This is a genomic window from Pseudomonas sp. PA-1-6B (assembly GCF_021609545.1).
GTDB lineage: Bacteria > Pseudomonadota > Gammaproteobacteria > Pseudomonadales > Pseudomonadaceae > Aquipseudomonas > Aquipseudomonas fluorescens_BV.
Genome location: NZ_WJZM01000034.1, coordinates 39764 through 66735 on the forward strand (window position 1 = coordinate 39764; position 26972 = coordinate 66735).

A 26972-nucleotide genomic window follows, 5' to 3' on the forward strand; every position below is an offset into this window, starting at 1 on the left:
ATTAGTTGGCACGATTACTGACTGCCTAAAGGCAATCAGTAAGAAGACCCAGGAGTCTCCCATGCTTAGTGCCCAAGACCGTGCAATCATCAAATCCACTGTGCCCCTGCTGGAAAGCGGCGGCGAAGCGCTGATCACGCATTTCTATCGCATGATGCTGTCCGAGTATCCCGAAGTCCGCCCACTGTTCAACCAGGCCCACCAGGCCAGTGGCGACCAGCCTCGCGCCCTGGCCAATGGCGTGCTGATGTACGCGCGGCATATCGACCAGTTGGACCAACTGGGCGACCTGGTGGCCAAGATCATCAACAAACACGTGGCGTTGCAGATTCTGCCGGAGCATTACCCCATTGTTGGCGCCTGCCTGCTGCGGGCTATTTCCGAAGTGCTGGGCAGCGAGATTGCCACCCCCGAGGTCATGAGCGCCTGGGGCGCGGCCTACGGCCAGTTGGCGGACATTCTGATCGGCGCCGAAGCGGCCATTTACGACGAAAAAGCCCAGGCGCCCGGCGGCTGGCGGGGTGCGCGGGCGTTCCTGTTGGTCAAGCGCGTGGAAGAGAGCGACGAGATCATCTCCTTCTACTTTGCACCGGTGGACAACGGCCCGATCCTGGCCGCAGCGCCCGGCCAGTACATCGGCCTGAAACTGGTGCTCGATGGCGAGGAAGTGCGTCGCAACTATTCCCTGTCGGCCCTCACCGACACCGGGCTGTACCGCATCAGCGTCAAGCGCGAAGCGGGCGGGCGGGTCTCCAATTACCTGCACGACCAGATGCATGTCGGCGCGACCATTGACCTGTTCCCGCCGTCGGGCGAGTTCACCCTGGCCGCCAGTGATAAACCGCTGGTGCTGATCAGCGGCGGGGTAGGCATTACGCCCACGCTGCCGATGCTCGAAGCCGCCCTGGCAACCGAGCGTCCGGTGCATTTTATCCATTGCGCCCGTAACGGCGGGGTGCACGCGTTCCGTGACTGGGTGGACAGCCTGGCGGCCAAGCATCCGCAGCTCAAGCGTTTCTACTGCTATGCCGAGGATGACGGCATCAGCCCGGCGGCAGACAAGGTCGGGATGCTCAATCAGGAGCAACTGGCGGCCTGGTTGCCTGAGCAGCGTGATATTGATGCCTACTTCTTGGGCCCCAAGGGCTTCATGGCGGCGGTCAAGCGGCATCTCAAGGCGCTGGGTGTGCCGCAGAAGCAGGCGCGCTATGAGTTCTTTGGCCCGGCGGCGGCGCTGGAATAGAATTTGGCCAATTGACCGTATCGGCATCATCGCGGGCAAGCCCGGCTCCCACAGAGGATCGCATTCCAATGTGGGAGCCGGGCTTGCCCGCGATGGCGTCCGCACAATCACTACATTTGCCACGATTAATCCGCCGTTAACCCCTCTCTGTTTTAACCTCTGCCTGTGTGTAAACTTGTTGCCATCAGGCACAACCTTAATCAGAGAAAGGGAAAGACGGGGATGATTGACGACATGCGTTTAGGCAGGGAGCGGCGCTTTCTGGTGTTGCTGGGCATCATCTGCCTGGCGCTGATTGGCGGGGCGCTGTACATGCAAGTGGTACTGGGCGAAGCACCGTGCCCGCTGTGCATTCTGCAACGCTACGCCTTGCTGCTGATTGCGCTCTTCGCGTTCATCGGCGCGGCCATGCGCACCAAGGGCGCGCTGACGTTCTTCGAAGGGTTGGTGGTGCTCAGCGCCTTGGGTGGCGTGGCTGCGGCCGGCCACCATGTGTACACCCAGTTTTTTCCCCAGGTCAGTTGCGGCATCGATGTGTTGCAGCCGATCGTTGACGACCTGCCCCTGGCCAAGGTGTTTCCCCTGGGCTTCCAGGTCGACGGCTTTTGCAGCACCCCCTACCCACCGGTCCTCGGCCTGTCCCTGGCCCAATGGGCGCTGGTTGCATTCGTGCTGACGGCGATCCTGGTGCCCCTGTGCATCTATCGCAATCGTCATCCCAAAGCCTGAACCGCCGCGCCTGCCGAACGCTCCGTTGCTTCTGAATGAAGGCGGAGCGTTTTTGTTTGTAGGGATTTGTGAAAGCACCGTGACGAGGGGCAACGGAAGGTGCGCGCAGCGTGCGACATGTTGTCACATGAACGTTGTCGCAGGACGTTTCTGACCCGCCAAAACGATCCTTGAATTTGCACCCCACGTACAAATTGTGCTGTCAGTTCGTGCTTCCCACGGCGGCCCGATTCGTGTGCGGCTCCAATCCCTGAAGCCTCTATGAATGCCTTGTTTTATGGGCACTTGGATACCCTCGGCATGCCCTTACAGGCCGTAAGGGAAGTGGCACTGTGCCCAATAACACGGCAATTTTTGTGGTTTTTGTTGAGAATCGAACGCGATAAGATCGCGAATCTTTGCAACTTTGGTGAAGGATTGTTGCTGGAATCGATAAAAATTATTTCTCTATAAGACATGGTTTATACATCGCTAGCTAACTACAATCGCCCGCACTGAATGTCCGGTGCTGTTCAATATTTGAGCATTGGAGCGGTCGAGGAGCAGATGGAAGGCTCAATGCGACCCCAGGTTCCGGCAGCCTTTCAACTATCCGCACCAAATGGAATTGGTCTGTAACAAGGCCTTTAGCCACGAAATCGAATAAGAACTCACTGCAGGTCCGTGAAACGTACAGTCATGACGTGTCGGGCAGGCTCTTATTCAATCGAAGAGAAATGCCAACCCTTGGCAGGGTGAAGTGTTGGCGATCAAAACCCAACTGCATTGCGCAAGCTGCTTTAGAGGTCGTGAGATGAGTAAAAACAGGTACCCCCGATTACTAGGCTTTTTGCCGCTGCTTGGCATGATGTTAATGCTGGGAGGCTGCAAGTGGACCTTGCTCGACCCAAAAGGACAGGTCGGTCTGGATGAACGAAACCTGATCATCACCGCTACCCTGCTGATGCTGCTGGTTGTGGTGCCTGTGATCGTGATGACCTTCGCCTTCGCCTGGAAATACCGCGCGTCCAACACCAGCGCTACCTATGCGCCGAAGTGGTCGCACTCCACCAAGATCGAGATCGCGGTGTGGTTGGTTCCGATCCTCATCATCATCGCCCTGGGTTACATCACCTATAAGTCGACCCACGCGCTGGACCCGTATCGTCCGCTGGAGTCCGACGTCAAGCCTGTGAACATCCAGGTGGTCGCGCTGGATTGGAAGTGGCTGTTCATCTACCCGGACCTGGGTATCGCCACTGTCAACGAGATCCGCTTCCCGGAGCACACCCCGCTTAACTTCCGGATCACCTCCGATGCCGTGATGAACTCGTTCTTCATCCCTGCACTGGGTGGCCAGATCTACGCGATGGCAGGCATGCAGACCCGCCTGCACCTGATCGCCAACCAGAAAGCTGAAATGGAAGGCATCTCCGCCAACTACAGCGGCGCTGGCTTCACCGGCATGAAATTCAAAGCGATCTCGACAAGCCAGGAAGATTTCGACGCCTGGGTAGCTGCAGTCAAGGCCGCACCTAAACAGCTTGATCAAGCTGAATACGACGCTCTGACTAAACCGAGCCAGAACAACCCTGTCGCCTTGTACTCCGCGTACGAGCCGGACCTGTTTCAGAAAATCGTCGACAAGTACGAAGGTATGAAGCCAGGCAAGCCGGTCAAGCACGAGAAGAAAGAAGTGGCCGCGGTTGAAGGTTCTGATACAGGCGCGCATTCAACTGCTGGGGCAGAGGAGTAAACGATGTTTGGTAAATTAAGTTGGGACGCGGTCCCATTCCACGAGCCGATCGTAATGGTGACTATCGCCATGATCGCGCTGGGTGGTTTGGCGCTGGTTGCGGGTATCACCTATTTCAAGAAGTGGTCCTACCTGTGGACCGAGTGGTTGACCTCGGTCGACCACAAGAAAATCGGCGTCATGTACGTCATCGTTGCCATGGTCATGCTGCTGCGTGGTTTTGCCGACGCCATCATGATGCGTACCCAGTTGGCCATGGCCACCGAGGGTTCGCCTGGCTACCTGCCACCTGAACACTATGACCAGATCTTCACCGCCCACGGTGTGATCATGATCATCTTCATGGCGATGCCTTTCTTCACCGGCTTGATGAACCTTGCCTTGCCGCTGCAGATTGGTGCGCGTGACGTTGCCTACCCGTTCCTGAACTCCCTGAGCTTCTGGCTGCTGGTGTCCGGCGTGGTGCTGATCAACGTTTCCCTGGGCGTCGGCGAATTCGCCAAGACCGGTTGGGTTGCGTATCCGCCATTGTCGGGCTTGCAATACAGTCCGGGCGTGGGTGTGGACTACTACATCTGGGCGCTACAGTTATCAGGGCTCGGGACGACATTGACGGGGGTCAACTTCCTGGCCACCGTCCTGAAAATGCGCGCCCCTGGCATGAAACTGATGGACATGCCGATCTTCACCTGGACCTGCACCTGGGCAAACGTGCTGATCGTGGCTTCGTTCCCGATCCTGGCCGCTACCATGGCGCTGCTGTCGCTTGACCGTTACCTGGATTTCCACATTTTCACCAATGAACTTGGTGGCAATCCAATGATGTACGTGAACCTGTTCTGGGCATGGGGTCACCCTGAGGTGTACATCCTGATCCTGCCAGCGTTCGGTATCTTCTCCGAAGTGATCTCGACCTTTACCGGCAAACGCCTGTTCGGTCACCACTCGATGGTCTACGCCTCTGGCGCGATCTCCGTACTGGGCTTCATGGTGTGGCTGCACCACTTCTTCACCATGGGTTCGGGGGCCAGCGTCAACGCCTTCTTCGGCCTGGCGACGATGCTGATTTCCATCCCGACGGGGGTGAAGCTATTCAACTGGCTGTTCACCATCTACCACGGTCGTCTGCGCATGACCAGCCAGGTCCTGTGGACCCTGGGCTTCATGGTGACCTTCGCCATCGGCGGCATGACCGGCGTACTGCTGGCCATTCCGGGTGCTGACTTCGTGCTGCACAACAGCCTGTTCGTGATCGCCCACTTCCACAACGTGATCATCGGTGGTGCGGTATTCGGCTACATCGCTGGTTTCAGCTTCTACTTCCCGAAAGCGTTCGGCTTCAAGCTGCACGAAGGCTGGGGCAAGGCTGCGTTCTGGTTCTGGATCTCGGGCTTCTTCGTCGCGTTCATGCCGCTCTATGCACTGGGCTTCATGGGCATGACCCGTCGTCTGAACGCCACCACCAACCCTGAGTGGGTACCGTACCTGTACGTTGCCATGTTCGGTGCGGTGATGATCGCTGTGGGCATCGCCTGCCAGCTGATCCAGCTGTACGTCAGCGTGCGTGATCGCAAGAAGAACATGTGCGAATCCGGCGACCCATGGAACGGCCACACCCTGGAATGGTCGACCTCGTCGCCACCACCGTTCTACAACTTCGCCGTGATCCCTACTGCGAACACCATTGATGCGTTCACCGAAGCCAAGGAAGACGGTACTGCGTACCAGAAGCCCAAGCACTACGAACCGATCCACATGCCAAACAACACCGCCACTGGCGTGGTGATGGGTGCGCTGTTGACCGTGTTCGGTTTCGCGATGATCTGGCACATCTGGTGGCTGGCAATCGCGAGCCTGGTGGGCACTATCGGTTACTTCATCATTCACGCTGCCCGTGATGATCAAGGCTACATGGTGCCGGTCGAAACGATCGAACGCATCGAAGCCGAGCAGCACGCTCGCCTGGTAGCCGAGAAGAAGATCCCGGCCAACCGTGTAGAAACCTCGTTGGAACAGGCTTAAACCATGTCGAACTTAGTGACCAATGCTGGACACGCCCATGTCGATGACCATGGGCACGATGACCACCACCACGACTCGGGGCCAATAACCGTCTACGGTTTCTGGCTCTACCTGATGACCGACTGCATCTTGTTTGCGTCGATCTTCGCGGTGTACGCGGTACTGGTAAACAACGTAGCGGGTGGCCCGTCGGGCCACGACATCTTCGAACTGCCATACGTGCTCGGCGAAACCGCCTTGCTGTTGTTCAGTTCGATCACCTACGGCTTCGCCATGTTGGCCTTCTACAAGGGCAACAAGAAGGGCGTGCTGACCTGGCTGGGCCTGACCTTCCTGTTCGGCCTGGGCTTCATCGGCATGGAGATCAACGAGTTCCACCTGCTGATCTCCGAAGGCTACGGCCCGCACCGTTCCGGTTTCCTGTCGGCGTTCTTCACGCTGGTCGGCACCCACGGTCTGCACGTAACCGCAGGTTTGCTGTGGATGGCGGTGATGATCTATCAGGTCAATAAGCACGGCCTGACCAACACCAACAAGACCCGCCTGAGCTGCCTGAGCCTGTTCTGGCACTTCCTGGACGTGGTCTGGATCTGCGTATTCACCGTCGTTTACTTGATGGGGACTCTGTAATGGCTAATGCACACTCCCATGACAGCCACGATTCAAGCCACGGCAGCGTAAAGTCTTACGCCATCGGCTTCATCCTGTCGGTCATCCTGACCCTGATCCCGTTCGGCCTGGTGATGTACCCAACCTTGCCGAAGTCGATCACCTTGATGATCGTCCTGGCGTTCGCGGTGATTCAGGTTCTGGTTCACCTGGTGTACTTCCTGCACCTGGACCGCTCCAAAGAGCAGCGCGAGAACGTGATCGCGTTTGTGTTCGCAGGCCTGGTGATCGTTCTGCTGGTTGGTCTGTCGCTGTGGATCATGTTCAGCATCCACACCTACATGATGGCGAAGTGAGGTAAGACCCGATGTCGCTTAAGCACTTTATCCAAATCACCAAACCGGGGATCATTTTCGGTAACGTGCTTTCTGTGGCGGGCGGTTTCTTCCTGGCCTCCAAGGGACATGTCGATCTGGCCATCTTCCTGGCTGCAATGATCGGTACGTCCCTGGTGGTTGCTTCCGGTTGCGTATTCAACAACTGCATCGACCGTGACATCGACATCAAGATGGAGCGCACCAAGAATCGCGTGCTGGTCCAGGGCCTCATCTCCCTGAAGCTGGCACTGATCTATGCGACCGTCCTGGGTGTTGCCGGTGTGGCCCTGTTGTACAAGGTGGCCAACCCGTTGGCGGCGCTGTTTGCCGTGATCGGTTTTGTCATCTACGTCGGCCTCTACAGCCTGTACCTCAAGCGCAAGTCGGTTCACGGCACGCTGGTGGGCAGTCTGTCGGGGGCAATGCCGCCGGTGATTGGTTATGTAGCTGTGACCAATAGCTTCGACATGGCCGCGCTGACGCTGCTGGTGATGTTCAGCCTGTGGCAGATGCCGCATTCCTACGCCATCGCGATTTTCCGCTTCAACGACTACCTGGCTGCGTCGATTCCGGTATTGCCGGTCAAGCGTGGCATTCAGGTAGCCAAGAAACACATCCTGCTCTACATCCTGGCCTTCCTCGTGGCGACCTTGATGTTGACCTTCAGTGGCTACGCCGGCATGAGCTACCTCGCCGTCGCCGCCGCCATGGGCATGTACTGGTTGTACATGGCCTGGACCGGCTACAAGGCGGTGGATGACACCGTCTGGGCGCGCAAGCTGTTCGTGTTCTCGATCTTCACCATCACCGCGCTTAGCGTGATGATGTCCCTGGATTTCCAAGTGCCGAAAGAGCTGTTGCTGACCTACGCCCACTGAGTGGTTTTGCAGTAAAAAAGCCCCGCCTTCGAAAGTCGCGCGGGGTTTTTTATTGAGCGCTGCGCTAAACCGGATACGCTGCGTTATCGTTGACGTTTTTCGCGAGCGAGCTCGCTCCTACCTCCCCATTCTACAAATGCAGGAAGCAATGCAATGAGTAAAAAAGCCGTGATGGTCTTCAGTGGCGGGCAGGATTCGACCACCTGTCTGATCCAGGCCCTGCCGCTGTATGACGAAGTGCACTGCATTACCTTTGATTACGGCCAGCGCCATGTGGCAGAAATCGAAGTGGCCCAGAAATTGGCCAAGCAGTTGGGTGCCACTGTGCACAAAGTGATGGATGTGTCCCTGCTCAATGAGCTGGCGATCAGCAGCCTGACGCGCGACAACATCCCGGTGCCGACCGTGAACAGCTCGGGTGAAAGCCTGCCGAGCACCTTTGTGCCGGGGCGCAACATCCTGTTTCTGACCCTGGCTGCGATCTACGCCTATCAAGTGAAGGCCGAGACCGTCATCACCGGTGTGTGCGAAACCGACTTCTCAGGCTATCCCGATTGCCGGGATGAGTTTGTCAAAGCACTCAACCAGGCCCTCAAGCTGGGCATGGAATACGACGTGCGCCTGGACACGCCGTTGATGTGGCTGAACAAGGCCGAGACCTGGGCCCTGGCCGATTACCACGGGCAACTGGAGCTGGTGCGCGAGCAGACGCTGACTTGCTACAACGGCATCATCGGTACCGGCTGTGGCGAGTGTGACGCGTGCAACCTGCGCGCTCGGGGCTTGAATGACTATCTGCAGAACAAGACAAATGTCATGCAGAGCCTCAAGCACAAGTTACAACTGAAATAACTGCATCCAATGCCCGCCAGGTTCTACCTGATGTATGAAGTTCAAATGTGGGAGGGGCAAGCCCCCTCCCAACATAGGTTTCATGCGTTGGCGCTGGTCAGGTAACGCTTGAACAACGAACGTGCCCCATAGGCCGGCAGGATATTGAAGAACGCAAAGCCGACTTTGATCGCGATCTGTACATAGATCATGCTGAGGATGTCGCTGGTCTGCATCGCCCCGTAGAAGGCGATAAAGCAGAACAGGAAGCTGTCGATAATCACCGCAAAGAACGTACTGAGGAATATCCGCAGGTATAGATACCTGGAGTTGGTCAGCTCCTTGATCTTGCACAGCAAGTAGGAATTTATATTCTCCGACACCAGGAACGACACCGAAGAGGCCACCAGCACCGACGACACTTGCAGGATCACGTCGGTATAAGGCCCATCCAGCTTCCAGCCCGGTAGCCCTGGCAGGAACGTGGAGCCATACAGCAGGATGATGATCATCGCGTTGCTGGCAAACGCAAACAGAATGGCTCGCCTGGCCAGGCGCAAGCCAAAATTCTCGTTGAGCAAGTCCACGATCAAGAAGGTCAGCGGGTACAGGAACGTGCCCGGTGTGACGATGATGCCCAACGACTCCAGGTAAATCGGTTTGGTCGCGGCAATGCTGGTAAAGATATAGAAGGTGAACAGCAGCAAGTTCAGGATGATGTAGATCATCCAGGAGTTTTCATTGCGGTCGTTTATATCGTAGGCGGTCAGCGTTCCGCCTTGGGAGTAGAACTTCTTGTACAGGTTCTTGATTTCCATCTTGTTGAAGTTGTCCATCATTTCACTGCTGAGCACTTCACTCAGCTTGATCTTGAGGACCTTGCCCGTGGCGATCACCATGATCACCGCCAGGCGCTTGTCGTTTTCAAAGCCCAGCAACTTGTATTTGCTGTTTTCCACGGCGCCTTCAGACGTTGTCATTGAAGCGCTCCTCAAGGATGTCGCCGATGACACACAAACGCTCTGAGTTTCCGCAGGGTTCGAGTGTGATGAACAGCTTCTTGGTGGCGCGGTCGTACACCAGTTTTTCTTTATCGTCGCTCGACGAGCCTTTCTGCACGATCAGCAAGTCCCCCGGTTCATTAAGGCCGGGAATCCCGTGCTCCAGGCGCACGCCGATCAGGTTGCAGGCGCTGCCAAAGTAGTAGGTCAGCGGATGAAGCGTGGCCAGCTCACCGATGCGCTTGCCCAGGCTTTGCATGAGCAGGCTTTCTTTGAGCACAGGCACTGCCGCCGGGTTCTTGTTACCCAGTGGGGAAACGTTGCTCTCGATGACTTCCTTGGCTTCAAAACTGATCGTCTCGATTTCTTCGTAGGAGACGCCAAAGAAGTCAGAAATCTTGCGTATCGTCGACTGCTGTACGTTAACGACCTTGCCTTCCAGGATGTTGTAGATAGTGGTCCTGGTCAGGCCGGCGGCACTGCTTAACGAAAGCTGGGTTTCGCCACGACTCTTGATCAAGTACTTGATGTTGCTCTTCAAGTGCTCGGTTTTTTCCCGTCTGTGTATCAAGTGCTCACCACTTCCATTTAGTCATCAGTCCATGCCGGCAGAACCCGTTCTTGACGGTTCGCGGCAGTGAAAGTGTTGCATGCGCCCGCTACAACAATAAAGTCCTGAGTGCAGGGATACGCCTCGGTGGTAAATCAGGCAACGGCTTTCTCGTCATACTCTTCTGAACGGCCAGCGCGAATCCCTCGCGCCTCTACAAGGAGTAGTCACCATGGTGCGTGTCAGTCGTCGATCCCTTCTCGCCCTGGGCGCGGCCCTGCCTGTGTTGGGGCAGCTCAATTGGGCGTTCGCCAGCCCGGCGCCGACGAAATCTGACAAGGTGCTACTCAATTACAACGAAAGCCCCTACGGCCCTTCAGACGCGGCTCGCCAGGCGATGCTGCGCGCGGTTGCAGCCTCTGGGCGTTACCCTTACCCGGACATGTATGCATTGGCCGCGCTGTTTGCCGAGCAACAGGGCATCGCCGAAGAAAACATCGGGGTATTTGCCGGCTCGATGGCCGCCCTGCGTTACGCGGTGCTGGCGTTCGCCAGCCAGGCCCGCGGCCTGGTGATGGCTACGCCGTCCTACGAAGTACCGCGCCAGGCGGCCGAATCGATCAAGGCGCCGGTGCATGAAGTTAACCTCGACGCCCAGCATGCTCACGATGTGCACGCCATGCTCGCAGCGGACCCACAGGCCGGCATGCTGTACCTGTGCAACCCCAACAACCCGACCGGTACGCTCACCTCGACCGAGGCCATCCGCCACGCTCTGGTGAATAAACCCAAGGGCTGCGTGCTGGTTGTGGACGAGGCTTATATCGACTTTTGCGACGCCCCCAGTTGCGTAAGTTGGGTCAAGGAACACGACGACCTGCTGGTACTGCGTACCTTCTCGAAGATCTACGGCCTCGCCGGTGCGCGCCTGGGCCTGGCGATTGGTCACCCGGCGCTATTGGAGCGGTTGGCCGTGTTCGGCGGCGATAACGTCCCGGCCGGCGCCAGCTTGCTGGCCGCCCGTGCGAGCCTGGAAGACGCGCAACTGGTGGGCCAACGCAGAGCGCTCAATGCCAGGTTGCGCGATGAGACGATCGCCTGGCTCAAGGGCCGGGGCTTTACCTGCACCGTTTCCCACAGCAATTGCTTCATGATCGACGTGAAGCGCCCGGCAGAGCAGGTGATTGAGCAGTTGGCGGCACGGAATGTACTGGTCGGGCGGGTGTGGAAGGACTGGCCGCAGTGGGTGCGGGTGACGGTGGGTAATGAGCAGGAGATGGAGCGCTTTCGCGAGGCGTTCGCGGCGCAGGTCTAGCCCCTGGGTTTGCATCCGTTGCCTGGACAGGTAAGCCAGGCATGCTTCATGCTCGACCGGGTTGAATGATCAAGGAAGACACCCGTGCGACCTAATGACCAACCCGATAAAAAATCGCCCATGCTGCCCGAGGATATGCGCCGCTTGCTCGATACCGAGCTGAGCCGCCGTGGCCTGGGACACTTCGAGGTCTACCAGTGTGGGCCGACGCTGGACCAAGCGCAGATTGTGTCCAATTACCCCGAGGCCATGGAGCCTTCCGACACGGCCGACGATTTCTACCGGCGTGGCGAGCTGGTTTCATTGACCCGTACGCGGATCAAACCATTTTTCTGGAGTGATGAACACCTGCTGGCCGTGGCCGATGAGGCGGTGCCGGTGCCGGGCCCCTACACACCCGTTGGCGAGGGCGCCAGTTTTATTGTGCATGGCAATCGGGGCTTCTACTCGGTGCTCAATCTGTGCAGCTTCGGCGAACATCGGCAATTTCGCGAGACCGTGCTGGCCCATCAAAGTGAACTGCAGATGCTGTTGGTCTCGATGTACGACGAGGCCCTGGAAGATCACGCGGCGCCTGTCGAACAACAGACGGTGCTGACCCCAAGGGAAACCGAAGTATTGTCCTGGGTCAGCCTGGGCAAGACCTACAACGAAGTGGCACTCCTGACGTCGATGACCTCCCATACGGTCAAGTTTCATATGAAGAATATCTTCGGCAAATTGCAGGTCAGCAACGGCAAATCAGCAATCGCCAAGGCCCTGCAATTGGGCTATATCCGCCACCCGGCCTGAGGCCGCAATCACCGCCTACCTGTCCAAATGGGTAGCTTGTTCGCCGCACAGTGCTGCATTAGGTTGCCCAGCTATGGAGTTTGGCGCCGGACACACCGGCGCCGCCATTGCGAAAGGACATCCGGATGAGCCGCTCTGTAGCTTTGCTCCACACCTGTGCCAGCGTGCTGCGCTGATGGGTACTTTTCACGCCTTGCGCGGCCTTAATGCGCGGTTGCAAGCATTGTTCATGATCACGCTGGTGTTCCGCACGGGCACCCTGGCGTTTCCTTTTTACGCGGCGTACCTGATTCATCAACACGCGATATCGGCAGGCACGGCAGGCCTGTTGGTCGGCGTGTATGGTGCGGGCGCGCTGTGTACCGACCTGATCATCGGTGCCGTGATCAAGCGGTTTTCGGCCAACCGAGTCATTCTTGGTTCGTTGTTGTTCAACGCGGTGTTGCTGCTGGTCATTCCCTCGGTGGATAACCTGCTCGCGCTGTTCCTGTTGTCGTTTCTCTGGGGGGCCTGTTACGAAGCCTTCACACCGGCCGCGTTCTCCGAGACAGTGGCTCACAGTAATCTTGAGTCACGCAAAGTGGCGTTTTCCTGCAACCGATTGGCGATCAACATCGGTATGGCCATTGGGCCGCTATTGGGCAGCTTGATCTTCCTCAGCAATGCCGACGCGGTGTTCTACATCAATGCCGTGCTGTCCCTGCTGGCCTTCGCCGCCTGCCTGCGGTTCGGTCGGCCCCGGCCGACCACCCAAGGCGCGCCTGTCGCCGGGAAGGGCGAGGGCTTGCCCGAGGTGGCGGTTCATGAGCGTTCGCGACTGCTGGTGATCCTGTTGGCGGCGCTGCCGGTGCACGTGGCTTACGCATTGCCGCCGACTTTTCTGTCGGCGTACATCATCAACTACACCCAACTGCCGGCCTATTACGTGGGCATCATCTTCTTTATCAACGCGTTGCTAGTGATTGTGTTTGAAGTGCCGATCAACCTGCGCATGGCGCACTTGTCGAGCAGTCGCTCGCTGATCATTGGCCTGTTGCTGGCAGGCAGCGGTTTCTTCTTGATGGGCTTTGGTCAGGTCGGCGCGCTGTTGATGCTTGCTACGGTGTTGTGGAGCCTGGGCGAGATGATTGTGTTCCCCGCGATCACCCACTACGTCAGCAGCATTTCCAGCCGCGACAGCGTGGGCCGCAACCTTGGCTACTACTCGGCGGGCGTCAACATCGGCGTGATGCTCGCACCCTCGTTGGCGTTCATGTTGCTGGCCCGGCCAACCTTGCCGTCACCGTGGCTGCTGGCAGGCTGTGTGTTGCTGCTGTTCGCAATCGCCGTGGGGATGATGAAAAGCTCGGCGGTGTTGTGGAATAAAGAGGCGTAGACGGCAACCGGCGCTGCGCCTTGCACGCGCGCCTGGTTGCGTCAGTACTTACTGGGCGGCGATGGCGTAGCCGTCAAAGGCGCTTTGCTGTTGCAGCGCGGTCACGATGCTCTTGCGCGTGACCGGTTGCTCGGCGCCGCTGTTGTCGATGAAGGTTTCGCTCGCAAGTTCCGCCTCGCTGCCTTCGCCCACAAAGGTGAAACCCAGGAACTCCAGCGCTTCGCGGTCCACATTGAGCTTGGAGCGCGGCGTGCGCAGCGGCAGGGTGACGCTGATGCCATCCTTGCTGATCACAAACACTTCGGTGTCTTTCTTGGCGCGCGCAGCCTTGCCCTTGCCGGCGCTCGGGTTGCTGATGGCCTGGTGCGACTGGTTAAGTACCTTGAGGGCCAGGCCATAGACCAATTCCTGGAACTCGGGATCGTCCTTGAAGCTGGACAGGATGCGGCTGATCGAGAACTGGCTGCTCAGGTGTTCCAGGGCGGCGTTGTCTGCGGCTTCGGCGTCTTTCAATTGTTTGAGCTGGCCCATCAGGTCATAGGCTTTGTCATCGTCGAAGGCATCGTGGGCCTGGCGGATGGCAACGCGTAGCTCGCGGATCTGGTCGCTTTCCTTGGAGGTGTGAAACGCGTCCAGCACCATCTCGCTGATGATCTTGGCGGCTGGCACATGCTGTGAAAGATTGATGGCGTTTTCGTATTCGGCTTTGGCGTACAGGGCGACTACGGATTCTTCGGCGGATTTTTCGGTGTAGGAATCAGACATTAAATTTCGCTGCGTAGTATGCGGAGAGACAAAAAAACGTCGGGCATTTTCAGCGGGTGAGGGGATCAGGTCAAGGTGGCTCGGGCGTCAGAATAACTTCAGTAGTGATAGCGGCACATCAATATTTGTACTTCATCATCCTCGATGCCATAAACCAAACGATGCTCCGCGGTGATTCGTCTAGACCAGAAACCACTCAGGTTATGTTTGAGGGGTTCAGGCTTTCCCACGCCGTCGAACGGGTCTCTTTGTATGGCCTTGATCAAGAAATTGATGCGCTTGAGCCCGGCTTTGTCGTTCTGTTGAAACCAGAGGTAGTCGTCCCAGCCTTCAGGGGTAAAGAGTATTTTCATTCTTCAATCAACCGCCTTGGCTTGGCTTTGCCTGCTCGTAAGCTGTTGACTGAGTTAATGAGACGTTCGGCATTTTTAGGCGAGCGCAGCAGGTAAGCCGTCTCTTCCAGAGCATTGAACTCTGATAACGAGATCATCACCACGGGCTCGCCTTTTTGTCGAGTCAGTAGAAGTGGGACGTGATCATCGTTGACGCGGTCCATCGTTTCGGACAGATGGGCTCGGGCGTTGGTGTAGTTGATAGTTTCCATGGGAACTCCTTGTTGGCGGGTATTAACGTACAGAAATACGTACATATCCACAACGGGAATCTTATCAACGGTCATCCACCTCGCCCGGACTTCACGAACAAGCTCAACGACTGAGTGGAGCAGCGACAAACCTGTTGATACATTTTACTCGTCCAGTTCTTCGAGGCACGCTTGGAGAATATCCAGGCCTTCCTCCAACACCTCAGGCTCAATGGTCAGCGGTGCCAGCAAGCGCACAATGTGCCGCGACTTGCCGCTGGGCATCAGCAGCAAGCCGGCCTCTCGCGCCAGCTCCAGCAGTTGCGCCAGTTGCTTGGGGGCGGGTGTGCCGTCGGCATGGGCCAGTTCAATGCCCCGCATGGCGCCGACACCGGTGAGGCGGCCCAGGTAGGGCGACAGTTGCTGCGCGCGCCAGGCTTCATAGCGACCCACAATCGCGGCCTCCTGCGCGACGCCCCAGGCGTGCAGGTTTTTGTCGCTCATCACCTCAAGGGTCGCCAGCGCCGCCGCGCAGGCGACGGGGTTACCGGAGTAGGTGCCGCCCAGGCCGCCTTTGGGCAGGTTGTCCATCAGCGCCTTGCGCCCGACCACCGCCCCCAGCGGCATGCCGCCGGCGATGCTTTTGCCGAGCAGCAGCAGGTCCGGCTCGATGCCCAGGCGCGAGAAGGCGAAACGCTGGCCGGTGCGACCAAAACCCGACTGGATTTCATCAATGATCAGCAGGATGTTGTGCTGGTCGCAGAAGCGTCGCAAGGCTTGGGCAAACTCAGTGTCCAAGGCTAGAAAACCGCCTTCGCCCTGCACCGGCTCGATGATGAAGCAGGCCACATCGTTTATGTCGATTTCCACGCTGAACAGACGCTCCATCGCCTTCAGCGCTTCGGCGCAGGTCATGCCGTTATCGGTACTGGGGTAGGGCAGGTGATACACAGGGCCGGGCAGTACGCCGACCTTCTGCTTGTAGGGCGCGACCTTGCCATTGAGGTTGAGGGTCGCCAGGGTGCGGCCATGGAAGGCACCGTCGAAGGCGATCACAGCCGTGCGACCAGTGGCACCACGGGCGATCTTCAAAGCGTTCTCTGCCGCTTCTGCACCGCTGTTGGTGAGCATGCCGCTGACGGGGTAACCCACCGGGATAAAGGCACTGAGGCGTTGCATCAACTCGATGTAGGGCGTATGCGGTGCGGCGTTGAACGCGTAATGGGTGAGCCGGGCCGCTTGTTCGCAAATGGCCGCTACCACGGCCGGGTGGCAATGGCCCAGGTTGAGCACGCCGATACCCCCGACAAAGTCGATGTAACGCTTGCCTGCAGTGTCCCAGACCTCGGCGTTTTTACCGTGACTGAGGCTGATGGGGTGAACGATGGAAATCGACTGGCTGATGCTAGCGTGACTCATGGCTCTGGGACTCGGCAGTGGTGGGCGCAGCGCTATCTAAGCCGCGCGCCCGGCCTTGCCGCAAACGAAATAAAGTCGCCGTGTCATTCCACCTTGGAAGGAGCTGCGACTATTCCGACACCCCATCCTTGCCCGCCGCCTTGGATCGGTACAAGGCTTGGTCGGCCCGCGCCATCAGCGCAGCCGGGGACTCGCCCATGCGCCGCTCCACCACGCCCAGGCTCAGGGTAACGTTCAAGGCGCCCACGGGGGCCGCCTCCTTGATTTTATGGCGAATCCTTTCGGCCAACTCTTTGGCCTCGTCCAGGCTGCTTTTGGGCAGCACCACCATAAACTCATCGCCGCCCCAGCGCGCCAGCAAGTCGCTTTTACGTACGCAGGCTTCCAGGTGTTCCACTACCCGTATCAGCGTCTGGTCGCCGACGCCATGGCCGTATTGGTCATTGATCGGCTTGAAGTCATCGACATCCATGGCCACCAGGGCCAGGGGCAGGCGGAAGCGTTCGGCGCGGTCGCATTCCTCCAGCAGCACTTTTTCCAGGCGGTACCGGTTGGCGATGCGCGTCAGGGCGTCCCGCTCGGCCAAAGAGCGGTTTTCGTCCAGCTGCAATTGCAGTTGCTGGTTGACGCGCGACAACTCAAGCGTGCGCTCCGCGACCAGTGCTTCCAGAGACTGGTTGCGCTTTTGCAACTGTTCGATGGAGCATTTGCGCGTATGGATATCACGGTGTGCGCCGACCATGCGCGCCACTGAACCGTCGGGGTTGCGGGCAATGACGTAGCCACGGTCCTCGATCCAGAGGTACGTACCGTCTTTTTTGCGACAACGGTATTCGGCCCGATAATGAGCGGCGCGTAGGCTGATGTAGTCATCGAACACCGCCATCACGCGAGAGTAGTCCTCGGGGTGGATCACGTTCTCCCAGGTGAAGACGCTGTTTTCCAGGGAGTGGTGGGAGTAGCCAAGCATTTCGTACCAGCCGGGATTGCGGTAGACGAAGCCGGTATTGGCATTCCAGTCCCAGATGCCGTCACTGACCAACTCCATTATGGCGTGCAATAGGTCGACGTTAAGGTCGGAAACTTCATTGCGTAGCGGTTCTTTGCCGGATGTATCGTCCATCTGCACGCTTCCTGCGGGGGCTGGCGCCCAAGGCCAGTCATGGTTGACGCCGATACTCCGTGGCTGGCGCTACTGTACATCGGCGCTTGCGCGCTTTGAATAGGGCAGGTGTGCTGCTTTTGACGAGTGGCGAAACGCTATTTTTCTGGCGCCATCATCTTTGTCCGAGGCTTCCCATCCGCGTTGTGCTGGTAAATGGCTTGCGGTTGGCCCTCCTCATTGAAAAACACCTGGCCAATGCCTGCCGAGTTCCACAATCGCTCACCCGCTTCGGCGTGCTCTGGAATATAGGGCACCACTTGCATGGTGCGGCGGCGGGTAAACCAATTGAGCGGCGAACGCGGGGAGTAGAGCCAGCGGTTGAGGCGGTCGAACCATTCCAGCAGGCGCGGCGGGAACTCGTTCTTGATGCCGCTGCTGGTGATTTGCCAGATATTGGGGCCGCCGTTGCGGTAGCGGATCAGTACTTGGTAGACAAACGAGTAATGCACGTCGCCGGAGAGGATCACGTAGTTACCCGGCGTGCGCGAGTGGCGGAAGATATTCAAAATCACTTGGGCAGCGCCGCGGTGGGCCATCCAGTTCTCGGCGTCCACCAGCAGTGGGAAGCCACACCAACTGAAAACCTTTTGCACCGTCTCGATCAGCTTGACGCCGAACACCGGCGCAGGCGAGACAATGATGGCTGACGGGTGGTCCAGTAGCGCTTGTTGCAGTTCGCTCAAGGCTTCCCAGTCCAGCAGGCCGGAAGGTTGCTTGAGGGTGAACTCGCTGCGCCAGCGTCGGGTGCGGGTGTCGAGTACCACCAGCGCCGGGGTGGTGGGCAATACGTAGTGCCACTGCTGGAATTTCAGCAGCGTGGTGACTAGCTCATCCTGCTGTGTGGCGTCCAGGTGGTTGTCTTGCGCCTGGTTGGCAAGTGCCTGGGTTTGGCTCACCAGTTCGCCAAACACCTCGGGCTGGTTGCCCCAGCCCTGGCATAAAAGATAGGCCATCAACGCATTACCGATGATGCGTTTGGAGAAGGGATGGCCGTAGGCAGTTTCTTCCCATTGGGCGCTGAGGTTCCAGTCGTCGGTGATGTCGTGATCATCGAAGATCATCAGGGTCGAGAGGTGGGCGAATACCCGGGCGACCCCTGGAAGGCCACTGCGAAATTGATCGATCTGTATCTGTTCGCGGGCATAACGCTGCTGTTCTTGCGCGCTCAGTTGCGGCGGTTGGGGGGAGATCAGTGTCCACGGTGTGGGCGACCAGGCCAGCAGGTACATGGCGATCACTTCGGCAAAGGTCACCAGGTGATTATCGGCGGTGCTGCTGGTGAAAATCGGTTTCTTCACACCGCCGAAAAAGCGCTCACGCAAGGTCTCGTTACTGTCCAGCGCGGGGAGCAGGTCGGCGCGATGGTAATAGCTGGCGCGATGCCCGTAGAGGGCGGCACTGTCGTCAACCACGGCCCCTTCCAGGTATTCGTCGAACAGGCCCAGGCGCGCGATTAATTCATGAATTGCCCGCAGCATGGGTCCCGCGACGTCGTCGGCGTAGACCTGGTCGCCGCTCATCATCAGCAAGGCGGGGCGTTGTGCCACGGTGGGAGCTTGAGCCAGCAGACGATCAATGCACAGCAACCCGTCATCAGCGCGATGGTGAGGCTTGCGGCAGGAGCCGTGGACCAGTTGGTGGATGCGCCCATGCACGACGAAATCGGGCAGCGTGGCGCCTGCGTACAGCAGATGGGGTGCCCACTGGGCTATTCCGCAGCCGTCAATAAACAGGTCATAGTGGATGTTTACATCCAGAGGCAGGGCGTCAGTCAGGAGCACATCGATCAAGTGGATAAACGAATGGCGCCCGACGGGGACGATCTGACAATGTGCATGAAGGTGAATATCCAGCGTCGATCCCTGAGCGTGCTGCAGCCTCATAACCAGCTTCAGTTCCCGGCTCGCCACCAGCCATAGCACCACACGCTTTGGTTCCAGGCGGCGCAGCAACGGGCCGGCAAGTACGGGGGGAAGTGACTGCAGTTCAGGCATGACGCGATCGGCTCACTAATAAGATAAGCGCTCAGTATAACGCTGAAAATGTCGGCATTTCGTCAACGAACGTCAGGCAGTAATACGTTGTGGCTATTAATGAATAAGCAGCGCCCTGGGCGCTACTTATTTAGTAGTTGCGCTTAAGTAAGTTTACTCAAAGAACATGGCCTTTGCCGAGACTGTCCAAGCCACCACCATTACGCCTGCCGCCTCTGTCTGCGCTGACCCCATTGTCATTAATCGAATTATCGGGAGCGATTTGATCGAGACTTCGTTTCGAGCGTGAGTTGACCTTCTCGCTGGCTTGGGTGTCTTGGTCGGGGGCGGATTGGGAAATGTAAGTGTTGACGGGGTTAAAGCCGATAGAATTGAACATGGTAACGCCTCACTATGAATGACATGGTTTACATGGAATGTTCTTCCCTGTAACAGTGCTCGGCATAAGTTAGTGGGGTTTGATGTTTTTTGCGAGGTGTTCTATGTTTCTGTTTGTGATGGGTGAGTTGGTTTATTGTTAAATTTTGGTTGTTTTGTTTTGAAACTTTGTTAAAGCAATGCAATGTTGTATGAGTGTATGTTTGGTTTTCAGTTCTCGGTTATGGGGCAGCAGGGGCAATATGGTTGTCCCTGCCGGCAAATGGCTCAGTTGTTTGCCTCAATCGTCACCTTCGGTACGGTAAATCGAAACTCGCTGCCCTGGCCCTGCTTGCTCTCGGCTTCGATCCTGCCGCCATGCGCCTTAACGATGCCTTGAGTGATATACAGCCCCAACCCACTGCCGGTGGGGTTGTTTTCAGTCTGGGTCCAATAGCGATCGAACACATGGGGCAAATCGTCCGGCGCAATGCCTTCACCGGAGTCGCGCACCGAAAATACAATCTCCTCGCCGTTGCTCATGGCACTGATGCCGATGTTGCCCTGGCGTGGGGTGAACTTGATCGCATTGCCGATCAGGTTCGACAGCACCTGGAACAAGCGCTCCGGGTCGGCCTTGATCTGCAGGCCAGGCTCGACATTGAACGACAGGTCGATGCCCTTTTCCGAGGCCAGGGGCGCCAGCAGCGAATACGCCTCTTCAAAAATCTGGCTGACGTCCAGCGCCACCGGTTTGACCACATAGCGCCCGGCTTCGATTTTCGAGGTGTCGAGCAAGTCTTCCAGCAACACGTTCATGCGCCCGGCAGCCTGTTGCATGGTGTCAATGGCGGAAGAAATGCGCCGTGAAGTGTGGGGGCCATCGGAGCTGAAGGCTTTTTGCATCATGCCGCAGAGCATGGAGATGACGGTCATGGGGTTGCGCAGGTCGTGGGAAACCACCGCGACCAGCTCGTCCCGCGCACGCACCGCTTGTTGCTCGCGCAGCACTTGGCGGGACAGGTCGTTCTCCAGGGCCGAGCGGCGCAGATCGTTGGCGGCAAACAGGTCGCCATGGCTCCACTTGGTGGAGATACCAGCCATTTCCACTTTCCAGATTTCAAACGAGGTGCGTGGGCGAAGGCGCATGCCCGCGTCGCAGGTTTCCAGATTCAGCGGCTTCTGCGGATCGCCACTCCAGTGGATGTTCTCTTTGACTTCCGGGCGAAACCACAACACGCCGTTATCCACAGGCTTGGGCAAGCTCATGGCGAGCACGCCGCTGGCCACGCTCTGGTATTCGGCGGCCGGCGGATAAACCGAGGCCAGGTTATGGCTGGAAAATACCGGTGCGCCGTCGCCCTGCAACCACTTGTGCAGCGCGCGTATCTGCGCCGGTTCCGGGCAGTTGCCGTAGCGGTGTAATTGCTTGTCTTCGATGATCGCCACGCCGCCGGAGAGGGTCAGGTCCATCAGCAGTCGGCCTTGCTGGGCCAGGCCGTCGAATACGTTATTGGCAGAGGCTTTCATCGCCCGATCCAGCAGCGCAAGCGCTTCGACTTTCTCGTCGCGCTGGCGGGTCAGCTCCAGGGCCTCCATGGCACTGATCTGCAATGACAGCACCTGGCCGATGGTCTGGCAGGCCATGCGCAGGTCGTTGGGCACCAGCAGCGGCTCACGGTTGCCGCAACTGATCAGGCCCCAGAGTTTGTCGCCCTTCATCAGTGAAATACTCATGGACGACAACACGCCCATGTTCTGCATGTACTGGCAGTGAATCGGCGACACGCTGCGCAGGGTGGCGAAGCTCAGGTCCAGAGGCTGCCCGGTGTCCGGGCGCAATTTGGGCACCAGCGGTACCGGTTCGTAGGACGCATTGGGGATGATCCGTAGCCAGTTGGTGCGATATAGCTCGCGAGCCTGCTCGGGGATGTCGGACGCGGGGAAGAACAGCCCGTTGAACAATTCCATGGACGGCGCCGAGGCCTCGGCGATCACCTGGCCATGGCCTTCCTCTTCGAAGCGATAGATGAGCACCCGGTCATAACCGGTCATGGCCTGGATTTCGTTGACGGTGATGGCGTAGAGCGCCTCCAAGGTCTTTGCCGATTGCAGGCGGTGCAGCATCTTGCCCAGGTCGCTGGTGCGGCCATTGTGCGCTCGGGGTTTGAAATCCTTGAGCCGTGGTTCGAATTCCAGCACTAACACGCCCTGGTGGCGATGCAACAGGCCTTCGAACTGCTCACCCTTGAAGGTTATCAGCAGGGGCGGCGAGTCCAGGAATGCGCTGTCCTCGGCCATGGTTTGCACGGCCCGGGCGTAGTCCTCGCCAATCAACCTGTGCAACGGTTGATCCAACAGCGCCTCGGGGGCGTGGCCGAACAACGTACCGACGTTGGCACTTACCTGAATGATGTTCAGGCCAGGTTCCGACAAGGTCAGCAGCACGCCGTGGGGCTGGATGGCCCCCGGAAAACGAATGGGTTCGTCGGCGCAGTTGGCAAGCAGCTCTTCAAAATCTTCGGGTTTCATAGCAATACCTCCTGGCTGTCGAGCCATTGCTCAAAGCCGCTGAATGTCGAGCGGGCCGCCATCACCGCGCGCACGGCGGCATCTGTATCCAGTGGCTGGCGGCCCAGATAATCGAGGAAATCTTTCCAGCGCCGTCCGGTCTCGGCGCCGTATACATTGAGAAAGGCACCGCCGTTGTCGGCGTTCACATCCAGGCGCAGGGCCATTTCCCGGCGCAGCACTTGGCCGCCCAGGGTGGCGCCTTCCAGCACATACAGGGCGCCGAGGCACGCAGCCGGTGTGTCTAATACGGGGAGCTGGGTACAGCGAGGCAGGGCATGGATGGCGTGCTCAGTCAGGCCGAGCGCGTGCAGGTCATGGACCAGGGTTGGCGTTTTCACACGCAACGCAGACTCATAGCCGTCGGGAATCAAACCGCTGTCATACAGCGCCGCTTCCATTGGCTGATAAAAGCCGTAGTACGCCTGCAGCAAGCGCCGATACCACTGGGCATCCAGGCGCTCGGAAAAAAACGGCAGGCGCTGTTCCAGCGCCACATGCAGCAGGCCCGTGCCCGTGCGCAACGTTTCCAGCAAGGAGGGCGCACTAACGTCATGGGCCTGTGAATGCATTCAATGAGCTCGAACTGTGGGCCTATCGGCCATGAATGACGCGTGAAAATGGGCGACGATTCTACACAACTCATTGTCGTCAGCTGAACGCAGAAGCGAAAAGGCTGACCAGCGGATCAGAAAAGTCGCTCCCTGCACCTTACATGACCGCAGAACTAGCTCTCAAGTTCGGTTGAAATGATATCGCGCTGCTATCAATCCCGGGACTGGCCCTAGTGCGTCAATGCTGTCTGCACGCACTCAAGCAAGTGGTCGGTACTCCAGGGCTTGGGCAGAAACCGCACGGAACTGCCCAACTCGGCGGCGATTTTCGTATTACCTGAGGTCAGCACTACCTGTACTTCAGGCCACCGGTGGGCGACGACACGGCTCAAGTCATAACCATTGAGCAAGCCGGGCATTTGAATATCACTGACAATCAAATCCACCGGGTCATCGCCGCGCTCCAGGTAAATCATCCCTTCGTCTGCCGATGCAAACGATGTTACTACCGCACCAAAGTCTTCCAGCACATCCACCATCAACGCCCGAATGATCTCGTCGTCTTCCAATACCAAAATCGATGGCTGAGCCATGATCCTTACTCCACCATCAGGGGTTCAGTAAGGTGGAGTAGGGGCTGGGTATATAGGTTCGATTGGATGTTTTTTAAACGATGGGTGGTCATTTGGCTGCTTGTGAGCCATGGGCACGACAATCCGTTAAGGTGAACGCCACCCTGCCATCCAAGGAATGCCATGTTCAACCGTAACCCACTCGTGCCTGAACTGATCGTCACCCGCCTTGGCGCGAGCCTGGCGTTCTGGATCGAACAGTTAGGTTTCGCTATTGCCTATCAGCGCGCAGAAGAAGGCTTTGCCTACCTCGACCTTAACGGCGCGCAAATCATGCTCGAACAATACGACCCCGAGGCCGGTCAGTGGCTTACCGCACCGTTGCAGCCTCCATTCGGGCGCGGCATCAACCTGCAAATCGATGTGCCCGCCGTAGCACCCATCCTGCAACGCTTGGCGCAGATCGGCTGGCCCTTGTTCCGCGATGTAGAGGACGCCTGGTACCGAGCCGGTGACGTGGAGGCCGGGCAGCGCCAGTTCATCGTGAAAGACCCGGACGGGTATCTGGTGCGTCTGGTGCAGCGGCTGGGAGAAAGGCCGGTTGAACAGGCATAATCCACGGCAATAGCCGATAGGGAGACGTGAATGAAGTATGTGTTATTGACCCTCGCCCTGGCCGTTATCGCCGCACCCGCGTTCGCTGCGGGCGACGCAGAGGCGGGCGGCAAACTCTTCACCAAGACCTGCGGCGGCTGCCACAGCATTGGTGAGGGTGCGCGAGGTGGTTTTGGCCCGGAACTGAACGGCATCATTGGCCGGCCTGCCGGTACCACTCAGGACTATCAGTATTCGGATGCGATGAAGAACTCGGGCGTGGTGTGGACGCGGGAAAAACTGGCGGCCTACATTGAAGACCCGAAATCGGTGGTCAGTGGCACGCGGATGATCTTCTGGGGGATCAGTGACCAGGAGAAGATTGAAAATATCCTGGCGTATTTGGAGACATTCCAGCCCAAGTGAGATGCCCAGGCTGGCACGCATCACCGTCCTCTGTCCTCCTACAAAAAAGCACCGTGTGAGCGTTAGCCTGCATCAAAAGCCTACACACAAGTAGGACCGTTCTGATTTGCGCCTGACCTCACCATTATCTGCAAAGCGTTTGCTACGTTCGTGTGAAAAATACGCGATGGAAGCGCTTAATGCTGACGTTCAACTCCCTATGGAAAAACCACCCGGAAATTTTCGGAGACGCCGCCCCTTGTAGAACCAACGGCGCCAAAAATTTCGCTGACCAATGCGCCATTAACCTGGGTGTAGCACTGCGCAGGTCGGGCGCCGACCTGAGCAGGTTGAGAGGCGTGCGCTATTGTTGGCAGCATGCCAAGAGTGAGGGCCATGTGTTGGCGGCTGAGGAGATGGCCAAAGCTCTAAGTGGTGCGAATATCCCCGGTTTGCAGCGCCCGAAGAAGATAAAACCTGAGGATTTCGAAGAGGTGTTGGCGGGGCAGCAAGGCATTATCTTTTTCAAAGATTTTTGGCGCCGAGGGAATGAGACGTTTGGCAATCGCAGCGGTGACCACATTGACCTTTGGAATGGACGGCGGTTGACGGATTGGCTGAGTTATCCGCGTATCCAGCTGGGATTTTCGATTGAGGGGACGTTCTCGGACTATCACGAGTCCAGGGAGATCTGGTTTTGGAAGATCATATGAAATTGGTTAAGGGCGTGGTGTTTGTCGTCGGGGTAGTTGTAGTGGCGCTCGGAGTATTTAACGGTTTGGTGGTGGTCGTGTCTGCGTATTTTGGGCCGTTTTATCAAGGGGATGCGGATCAGAGCAGGAATTTTGGGCTTTGGTTGGTTGGGAATGGGGTTGTGGTTTTGGGAGCAGCGTTCAGTGGGGCGGTTTGGTATTGCAGGCGTTTGAGTAGGTGGCGGGAATGAAAATGTGTCCGAGTATCAAGTGAATCAGCGGCTGTGATTTTTCCTTAAAGGGCATCGCAGGCAAGCCAGCTCCCACATTTTGAGCGATGTGTATCAGTTGAACCGCAATAAAAAAGACCTTGAAGCATCAAGGTCTTTTTTGTGCCTGTGGATCAACTCAGCAGGTGCTTGGAAATCAGCCGCGAGATTTCCACGATCGAGGTCTTGCCAGTGAATTCGAACTTCACCTTCCCCAACGACGAAAAATAAATCTCCAACTCCGAATCCAAGTCAAACGTCCCGGACGTTTCCACCGAGTACGCCACGATGTTCTTGTACGGCAATGAGGTGAAGTCCTTCTTGCTGCCGGTAATTCCCTGCACGTTAACCGCGATGATGCGTTTGGTGGTGAACACGACGCCGTCGCGCATGGCCTTGTACGCGTCGACCACTTCTTCGCCGTCCAGCAGCAGGGCCGCTACGCGTTCGGCGTATTCGTTGTTTTGCTTGAGCTTGAAGAAGCCTTTGTTGTTGAAGTCGATCATGTGCCTGTCCTGGGTAGGTGGTGCCGCCGGTGTATGACGTTTTGCTTGCGGATCTGTATCTAACGCCTGGGCCTGCAAGCCCCTAGCATGACGCTCAACACGACCGCGTCGGCGAAGGGTTTCACGCTGGCAGCATAAAAAACAGGAGCCAATCCATGCCTGATATATCCAGCTTGCTCGCCTACGGCCTGATTTCACTCGGCATGGTACTGACACCGGGGCCGAACATGATCTACCTCATTTCCCGCTCCATCTGCCAGGGGCGTACGGCCGGGTTGATTTCCCTGGGCGGGGTGGCGCTGGGGTTTGTGGTGTACATGGTGTGCGCGGCGCTGGGTATCACGGCGTTGGTGATGGCGGTGCCGTTTGCCTACGACGCGCTGCGGCTCGGCGGGGCGCTGTATCTGGTGTATCTGGCCTGGCAGGCGGTCAAGCCGGGTGGGCGCTCGCCATTCCAGGTGCGCGACTTGCCCAAGGACAGCCCGCGCAAGTTGGTCACCATGGGCTTGGTCACCAACCTGCTCAATCCCAAAGTGGCGGTGATGTATTTGTCGTTGCTGCCCCAGTTCATTGACCCGAACGGTCATGGCAGTGTGCTGGTGCAATCCCTGGCGCTGGGCTCCCTGCAGATTCTTATCAGCGTGAGCGTCAACGCGGTGATTGCCTGCATGGCGGGTTCCATCGCGGTGTTTTTCGTCACCCGGCCTGGTTGGCAGGTGCTGCAGCGCTGGCTGATGGGGTCGGTATTGATGGGTTTGGCGGTGCGGATGGCGGTAGAGGGGCGCAAGTAAGGCTGCTTTCAGCGTGCCATGACGTTGACGATCACATGCAGGATGAATGCAGGTCCGTAGCAGGGGCGCCCGTGTTCATCTTCGATACGCCAGATTGAGGTGACGGTACTGGTCTCCGTCGGGGCTCCGAACTCCACGGTGATATGCACTGGCTGGCCGGGCAAAGTATCTGCTATCGGAATATCATTATTCAGGCTTCGCAGATGGCTATCCATCACCACTTCCAATGGCTCCCCCGAAGCGGTTCGACGGGCGATCACGTACTCACCGTCCACTCT

Annotated in this window: 29 protein-coding genes; 15 read left to right on the plus strand and 14 right to left on the minus strand. The window is 57.9% G+C overall.

From position 1 onward, the window contains the following. Positions 1 to 61 precede the first annotated feature (61 nt). The 8 genes from hmpA (at position 62) to queC (ending at position 8445) form a co-directional block, all read left to right on the plus strand. Complete coding sequence (gene hmpA, locus GIV35_RS16970; protein WP_223023371.1) at positions 62 to 1243, plus strand: NO-inducible flavohemoprotein; 1182 nt, start codon at positions 62 to 64, stop codon at positions 1241 to 1243. A gap of 222 nt (positions 1244 to 1465) precedes the next feature. Next, positions 1466 to 1972, plus strand: a complete 507-nt coding sequence (locus GIV35_RS16975; protein ID WP_047711744.1) for a disulfide bond formation protein B — start codon at positions 1466 to 1468, stop codon at positions 1970 to 1972. A gap of 793 nt (positions 1973 to 2765) precedes the next feature. After that, complete coding sequence (cyoA, locus tag GIV35_RS16980) at positions 2766 to 3707, plus strand: ubiquinol oxidase subunit II (RefSeq protein WP_073521857.1); 942 nt, start codon at positions 2766 to 2768, stop codon at positions 3705 to 3707. Positions 3708 to 3710: 3 nt separating this feature from the next. Further along, entirely contained in the window at positions 3711 to 5729 is a 2019-nt protein-coding gene (cyoB, locus tag GIV35_RS16985; RefSeq protein WP_005791254.1) for a cytochrome o ubiquinol oxidase subunit I, read from the plus strand. A 3-nt stretch (positions 5730 to 5732) separates the two neighbouring features. Then, entirely contained in the window at positions 5733 to 6359 is a 627-nt protein-coding gene (locus GIV35_RS16990; protein WP_034133624.1) for a cytochrome o ubiquinol oxidase subunit III, read from the plus strand. Beyond that, positions 6359 to 6694, plus strand: a complete 336-nt coding sequence (cyoD, locus tag GIV35_RS16995; RefSeq protein ID WP_003194051.1) for a cytochrome o ubiquinol oxidase subunit IV — start codon at positions 6359 to 6361, stop codon at positions 6692 to 6694. The genes GIV35_RS16990 and cyoD overlap by 1 nt, the downstream gene beginning before the upstream one ends. 11 nt (positions 6695 to 6705) lie before the next feature. Next, complete coding sequence (cyoE, locus tag GIV35_RS17000; RefSeq protein ID WP_003194050.1) at positions 6706 to 7593, plus strand: heme o synthase; 888 nt, start codon at positions 6706 to 6708, stop codon at positions 7591 to 7593. A gap of 153 nt (positions 7594 to 7746) precedes the next feature. After that, positions 7747 to 8445 (plus strand): 7-cyano-7-deazaguanine synthase QueC, encoded by a 699-nt coding sequence (gene queC / locus GIV35_RS17005; RefSeq protein WP_032895363.1) that lies wholly within the window; start codon positions 7747 to 7749, stop codon positions 8443 to 8445. Between the two features lie 80 nt (positions 8446 to 8525). Here the strand turns inward: queC and GIV35_RS17010 are convergent, their stop codons facing one another. Together GIV35_RS17010 and GIV35_RS17015 are read right to left on the minus strand one after the other, a co-directional pair. Next, entirely contained in the window at positions 8526 to 9404 is an 879-nt protein-coding gene (locus GIV35_RS17010; protein WP_105228389.1) for a queuosine precursor transporter, read from the minus strand. Then, on the minus strand, positions 9391 to 9996 hold the full coding sequence (locus GIV35_RS17015) for a helix-turn-helix transcriptional regulator (RefSeq protein WP_080757657.1): 606 nt from the start codon (positions 9994 to 9996) through the stop codon (positions 9391 to 9393). The genes GIV35_RS17010 and GIV35_RS17015 overlap by 14 nt, the downstream gene beginning before the upstream one ends. A 211-nt stretch (positions 9997 to 10207) precedes the next feature. Here GIV35_RS17015 and ptaA point away from each other — a divergent pair, with 211 nt between their 5' ends. The 3 genes from ptaA (at position 10208) to GIV35_RS17030 (ending at position 13457) form a co-directional block, all read left to right on the plus strand. Continuing rightward, complete coding sequence (gene ptaA, locus GIV35_RS17020; protein WP_223023370.1) at positions 10208 to 11290, plus strand: pyoverdine biosynthesis transaminase PtaA; 1083 nt, start codon at positions 10208 to 10210, stop codon at positions 11288 to 11290. Between the two features lie 84 nt (positions 11291 to 11374). Beyond that, a complete protein-coding gene (locus GIV35_RS17025) occupies positions 11375 to 12082 on the plus strand; it encodes a helix-turn-helix transcriptional regulator (RefSeq protein WP_236264707.1) in 708 nt (235 codons plus the stop codon). Between the two features lie 175 nt (positions 12083 to 12257). Next, complete coding sequence (locus GIV35_RS17030; protein WP_236264708.1) at positions 12258 to 13457, plus strand: MFS transporter; 1200 nt, start codon at positions 12258 to 12260, stop codon at positions 13455 to 13457. A 48-nt stretch (positions 13458 to 13505) separates the two neighbouring features. Here GIV35_RS17030 and GIV35_RS17035 read toward each other — a convergent pair whose 3' ends face one another. The 10 genes from GIV35_RS17035 to GIV35_RS17080 all read right to left on the minus strand — a co-directional run bounded on the left by GIV35_RS17035 (position 13506) and on the right by GIV35_RS17080 (position 23458). Beyond that, the gene (locus GIV35_RS17035) at positions 13506 to 14222 is read right to left on the minus strand and encodes a hypothetical protein (protein WP_034128720.1); all 717 of its coding nucleotides are present in this window, start codon (positions 14220 to 14222) and stop codon (positions 13506 to 13508) included. Positions 14223 to 14320: 98 nt separating this feature from the next. Next, positions 14321 to 14575 carry a Txe/YoeB family addiction module toxin gene (locus GIV35_RS17040; protein ID WP_213154183.1) on the minus strand — a complete coding sequence of 85 codons (255 nt, stop codon included), beginning with the start codon at positions 14573 to 14575 and terminating at the stop codon, positions 14321 to 14323. Continuing rightward, complete coding sequence (locus GIV35_RS17045) at positions 14572 to 14826, minus strand: type II toxin-antitoxin system Phd/YefM family antitoxin (RefSeq protein WP_003194039.1); 255 nt, start codon at positions 14824 to 14826, stop codon at positions 14572 to 14574. Before GIV35_RS17045 ends, GIV35_RS17040 begins: the two co-directional genes overlap by 4 nt. A gap of 144 nt (positions 14827 to 14970) precedes the next feature. Continuing rightward, positions 14971 to 16224 (minus strand): 2-aminoadipate transaminase, encoded by a 1254-nt coding sequence (locus GIV35_RS17050; RefSeq protein WP_223023368.1) that lies wholly within the window; start codon positions 16222 to 16224, stop codon positions 14971 to 14973. Positions 16225 to 16333: 109 nt separating this feature from the next. Then, positions 16334 to 17347, minus strand: a complete 1014-nt coding sequence (locus GIV35_RS17055; protein WP_213154185.1) for a sensor domain-containing diguanylate cyclase — start codon at positions 17345 to 17347, stop codon at positions 16334 to 16336. A 137-nt stretch (positions 17348 to 17484) separates the two neighbouring features. Then, a complete protein-coding gene (locus GIV35_RS17060; protein ID WP_223023367.1) occupies positions 17485 to 19383 on the minus strand; it encodes an alkaline phosphatase D family protein in 1899 nt (632 codons plus the stop codon). Between the two features lie 157 nt (positions 19384 to 19540). Beyond that, positions 19541 to 19762, minus strand: coding sequence for a hypothetical protein (locus GIV35_RS17065; RefSeq protein ID WP_223023366.1), 222 nt, complete (start codon positions 19760 to 19762; stop codon positions 19541 to 19543). Positions 19763 to 20028: 266 nt separating this feature from the next. Then, positions 20029 to 22272, minus strand: a complete 2244-nt coding sequence (locus GIV35_RS17070) for an ATP-binding protein (RefSeq protein WP_223023365.1) — start codon at positions 22270 to 22272, stop codon at positions 20029 to 20031. Continuing rightward, entirely contained in the window at positions 22269 to 22883 is a 615-nt protein-coding gene (locus tag GIV35_RS17075; protein WP_200647714.1) for a biliverdin-producing heme oxygenase, read from the minus strand. The genes GIV35_RS17070 and GIV35_RS17075 overlap by 4 nt, the downstream gene beginning before the upstream one ends. A 212-nt stretch (positions 22884 to 23095) precedes the next feature. Beyond that, a complete protein-coding gene (locus GIV35_RS17080; protein ID WP_003194033.1) occupies positions 23096 to 23458 on the minus strand; it encodes a response regulator in 363 nt (120 codons plus the stop codon). 162 nt (positions 23459 to 23620) lie between these two features. Between GIV35_RS17080 and GIV35_RS17085 the strand changes: the two genes are divergently transcribed. The 3 genes from GIV35_RS17085 (at position 23621) to GIV35_RS17095 (ending at position 25149) form a co-directional block, all read left to right on the plus strand. Beyond that, positions 23621 to 24052, plus strand: a complete 432-nt coding sequence (locus GIV35_RS17085; RefSeq protein WP_105228373.1) for a bleomycin resistance protein — start codon at positions 23621 to 23623, stop codon at positions 24050 to 24052. Positions 24053 to 24082: 30 nt separating this feature from the next. Continuing rightward, the gene (locus tag GIV35_RS17090) at positions 24083 to 24457 is read left to right on the plus strand and encodes a c-type cytochrome (RefSeq protein WP_213154189.1); all 375 of its coding nucleotides are present in this window, start codon (positions 24083 to 24085) and stop codon (positions 24455 to 24457) included. 179 nt (positions 24458 to 24636) lie between these two features. Beyond that, entirely contained in the window at positions 24637 to 25149 is a 513-nt protein-coding gene (locus tag GIV35_RS17095) for a type VI secretion system amidase effector protein Tae4 (protein WP_202692407.1), read from the plus strand. A 382-nt stretch (positions 25150 to 25531) separates the two neighbouring features. On the opposite strand, the gene GIV35_RS17100 is transcribed toward GIV35_RS17095, so the two are convergent. Then, on the minus strand, positions 25532 to 25903 hold the full coding sequence (locus GIV35_RS17100; protein ID WP_014719840.1) for a PH domain-containing protein: 372 nt from the start codon (positions 25901 to 25903) through the stop codon (positions 25532 to 25534). Between the two features lie 155 nt (positions 25904 to 26058). Here GIV35_RS17100 and GIV35_RS17105 point away from each other — a divergent pair, with 155 nt between their 5' ends. Then, positions 26059 to 26694 (plus strand): LysE family translocator, encoded by a 636-nt coding sequence (locus tag GIV35_RS17105; protein WP_038451453.1) that lies wholly within the window; start codon positions 26059 to 26061, stop codon positions 26692 to 26694. 8 nt (positions 26695 to 26702) lie between these two features. On the opposite strand, the gene GIV35_RS17110 is transcribed toward GIV35_RS17105, so the two are convergent. After that, positions 26703 to 26972: NBR1-Ig-like domain-containing protein (locus tag GIV35_RS17110; RefSeq protein ID WP_268939878.1), on the minus strand; the 270-nt coding region annotated here is incomplete at its 5' end.

Excerpts from the sequence above, each read along its gene's own strand:
- hmpA (WP_223023371.1), top strand. The coding sequence starts at position 62 with ATGCTTAGTGCCCAAGACCGTGCAATCATCAAATCCACTGTGCCCCTG.
- GIV35_RS16975 (WP_047711744.1), top strand. The coding sequence starts at position 1,466 with ATGATTGACGACATGCGTTTAGGCAGGGAGCGGCGCTTTCTGGTGTTG.
- cyoA (WP_073521857.1), top strand. The coding sequence starts at position 2,766 with ATGAGTAAAAACAGGTACCCCCGATTACTAGGCTTTTTGCCGCTGCTT.
- cyoB (WP_005791254.1), top strand. The coding sequence starts at position 3,711 with ATGTTTGGTAAATTAAGTTGGGACGCGGTCCCATTCCACGAGCCGATC.
- GIV35_RS16990 (WP_034133624.1), top strand. The coding sequence starts at position 5,733 with ATGTCGAACTTAGTGACCAATGCTGGACACGCCCATGTCGATGACCAT.
- cyoD (WP_003194051.1), top strand. The coding sequence starts at position 6,359 with ATGGCTAATGCACACTCCCATGACAGCCACGATTCAAGCCACGGCAGC.
- cyoE (WP_003194050.1), top strand. The coding sequence starts at position 6,706 with ATGTCGCTTAAGCACTTTATCCAAATCACCAAACCGGGGATCATTTTC.
- queC (WP_032895363.1), top strand. The coding sequence starts at position 7,747 with ATGAGTAAAAAAGCCGTGATGGTCTTCAGTGGCGGGCAGGATTCGACC.
- GIV35_RS17010 (WP_105228389.1), bottom strand. The coding sequence starts at position 9,404 with ATGACAACGTCTGAAGGCGCCGTGGAAAACAGCAAATACAAGTTGCTG.
- ptaA (WP_223023370.1), top strand. The coding sequence starts at position 10,208 with ATGGTGCGTGTCAGTCGTCGATCCCTTCTCGCCCTGGGCGCGGCCCTG.
- GIV35_RS17030 (WP_236264708.1), top strand. The coding sequence starts at position 12,258 with ATGGGTACTTTTCACGCCTTGCGCGGCCTTAATGCGCGGTTGCAAGCA.
- GIV35_RS17035 (WP_034128720.1), bottom strand. The coding sequence starts at position 14,222 with ATGTCTGATTCCTACACCGAAAAATCCGCCGAAGAATCCGTAGTCGCC.
- GIV35_RS17040 (WP_213154183.1), bottom strand. The coding sequence starts at position 14,575 with ATGAAAATACTCTTTACCCCTGAAGGCTGGGACGACTACCTCTGGTTT.
- GIV35_RS17045 (WP_003194039.1), bottom strand. The coding sequence starts at position 14,826 with ATGGAAACTATCAACTACACCAACGCCCGAGCCCATCTGTCCGAAACG.
- GIV35_RS17050 (WP_223023368.1), bottom strand. The coding sequence starts at position 16,224 with ATGAGTCACGCTAGCATCAGCCAGTCGATTTCCATCGTTCACCCCATC.
- GIV35_RS17055 (WP_213154185.1), bottom strand. The coding sequence starts at position 17,347 with ATGGACGATACATCCGGCAAAGAACCGCTACGCAATGAAGTTTCCGAC.
- GIV35_RS17060 (WP_223023367.1), bottom strand. The coding sequence starts at position 19,383 with ATGCCTGAACTGCAGTCACTTCCCCCCGTACTTGCCGGCCCGTTGCTG.
- GIV35_RS17065 (WP_223023366.1), bottom strand. The coding sequence starts at position 19,762 with ATGTTCAATTCTATCGGCTTTAACCCCGTCAACACTTACATTTCCCAA.
- GIV35_RS17070 (WP_223023365.1), bottom strand. The coding sequence starts at position 22,272 with ATGAAACCCGAAGATTTTGAAGAGCTGCTTGCCAACTGCGCCGACGAA.
- GIV35_RS17075 (WP_200647714.1), bottom strand. The coding sequence starts at position 22,883 with ATGCATTCACAGGCCCATGACGTTAGTGCGCCCTCCTTGCTGGAAACG.
- GIV35_RS17080 (WP_003194033.1), bottom strand. The coding sequence starts at position 23,458 with ATGGCTCAGCCATCGATTTTGGTATTGGAAGACGACGAGATCATTCGG.
- GIV35_RS17085 (WP_105228373.1), top strand. The coding sequence starts at position 23,621 with ATGTTCAACCGTAACCCACTCGTGCCTGAACTGATCGTCACCCGCCTT.
- GIV35_RS17090 (WP_213154189.1), top strand. The coding sequence starts at position 24,083 with ATGAAGTATGTGTTATTGACCCTCGCCCTGGCCGTTATCGCCGCACCC.
- GIV35_RS17095 (WP_202692407.1), top strand. The coding sequence starts at position 24,637 with ATGCTGACGTTCAACTCCCTATGGAAAAACCACCCGGAAATTTTCGGA.
- GIV35_RS17100 (WP_014719840.1), bottom strand. The coding sequence starts at position 25,903 with ATGATCGACTTCAACAACAAAGGCTTCTTCAAGCTCAAGCAAAACAAC.
- GIV35_RS17105 (WP_038451453.1), top strand. The coding sequence starts at position 26,059 with ATGCCTGATATATCCAGCTTGCTCGCCTACGGCCTGATTTCACTCGGC.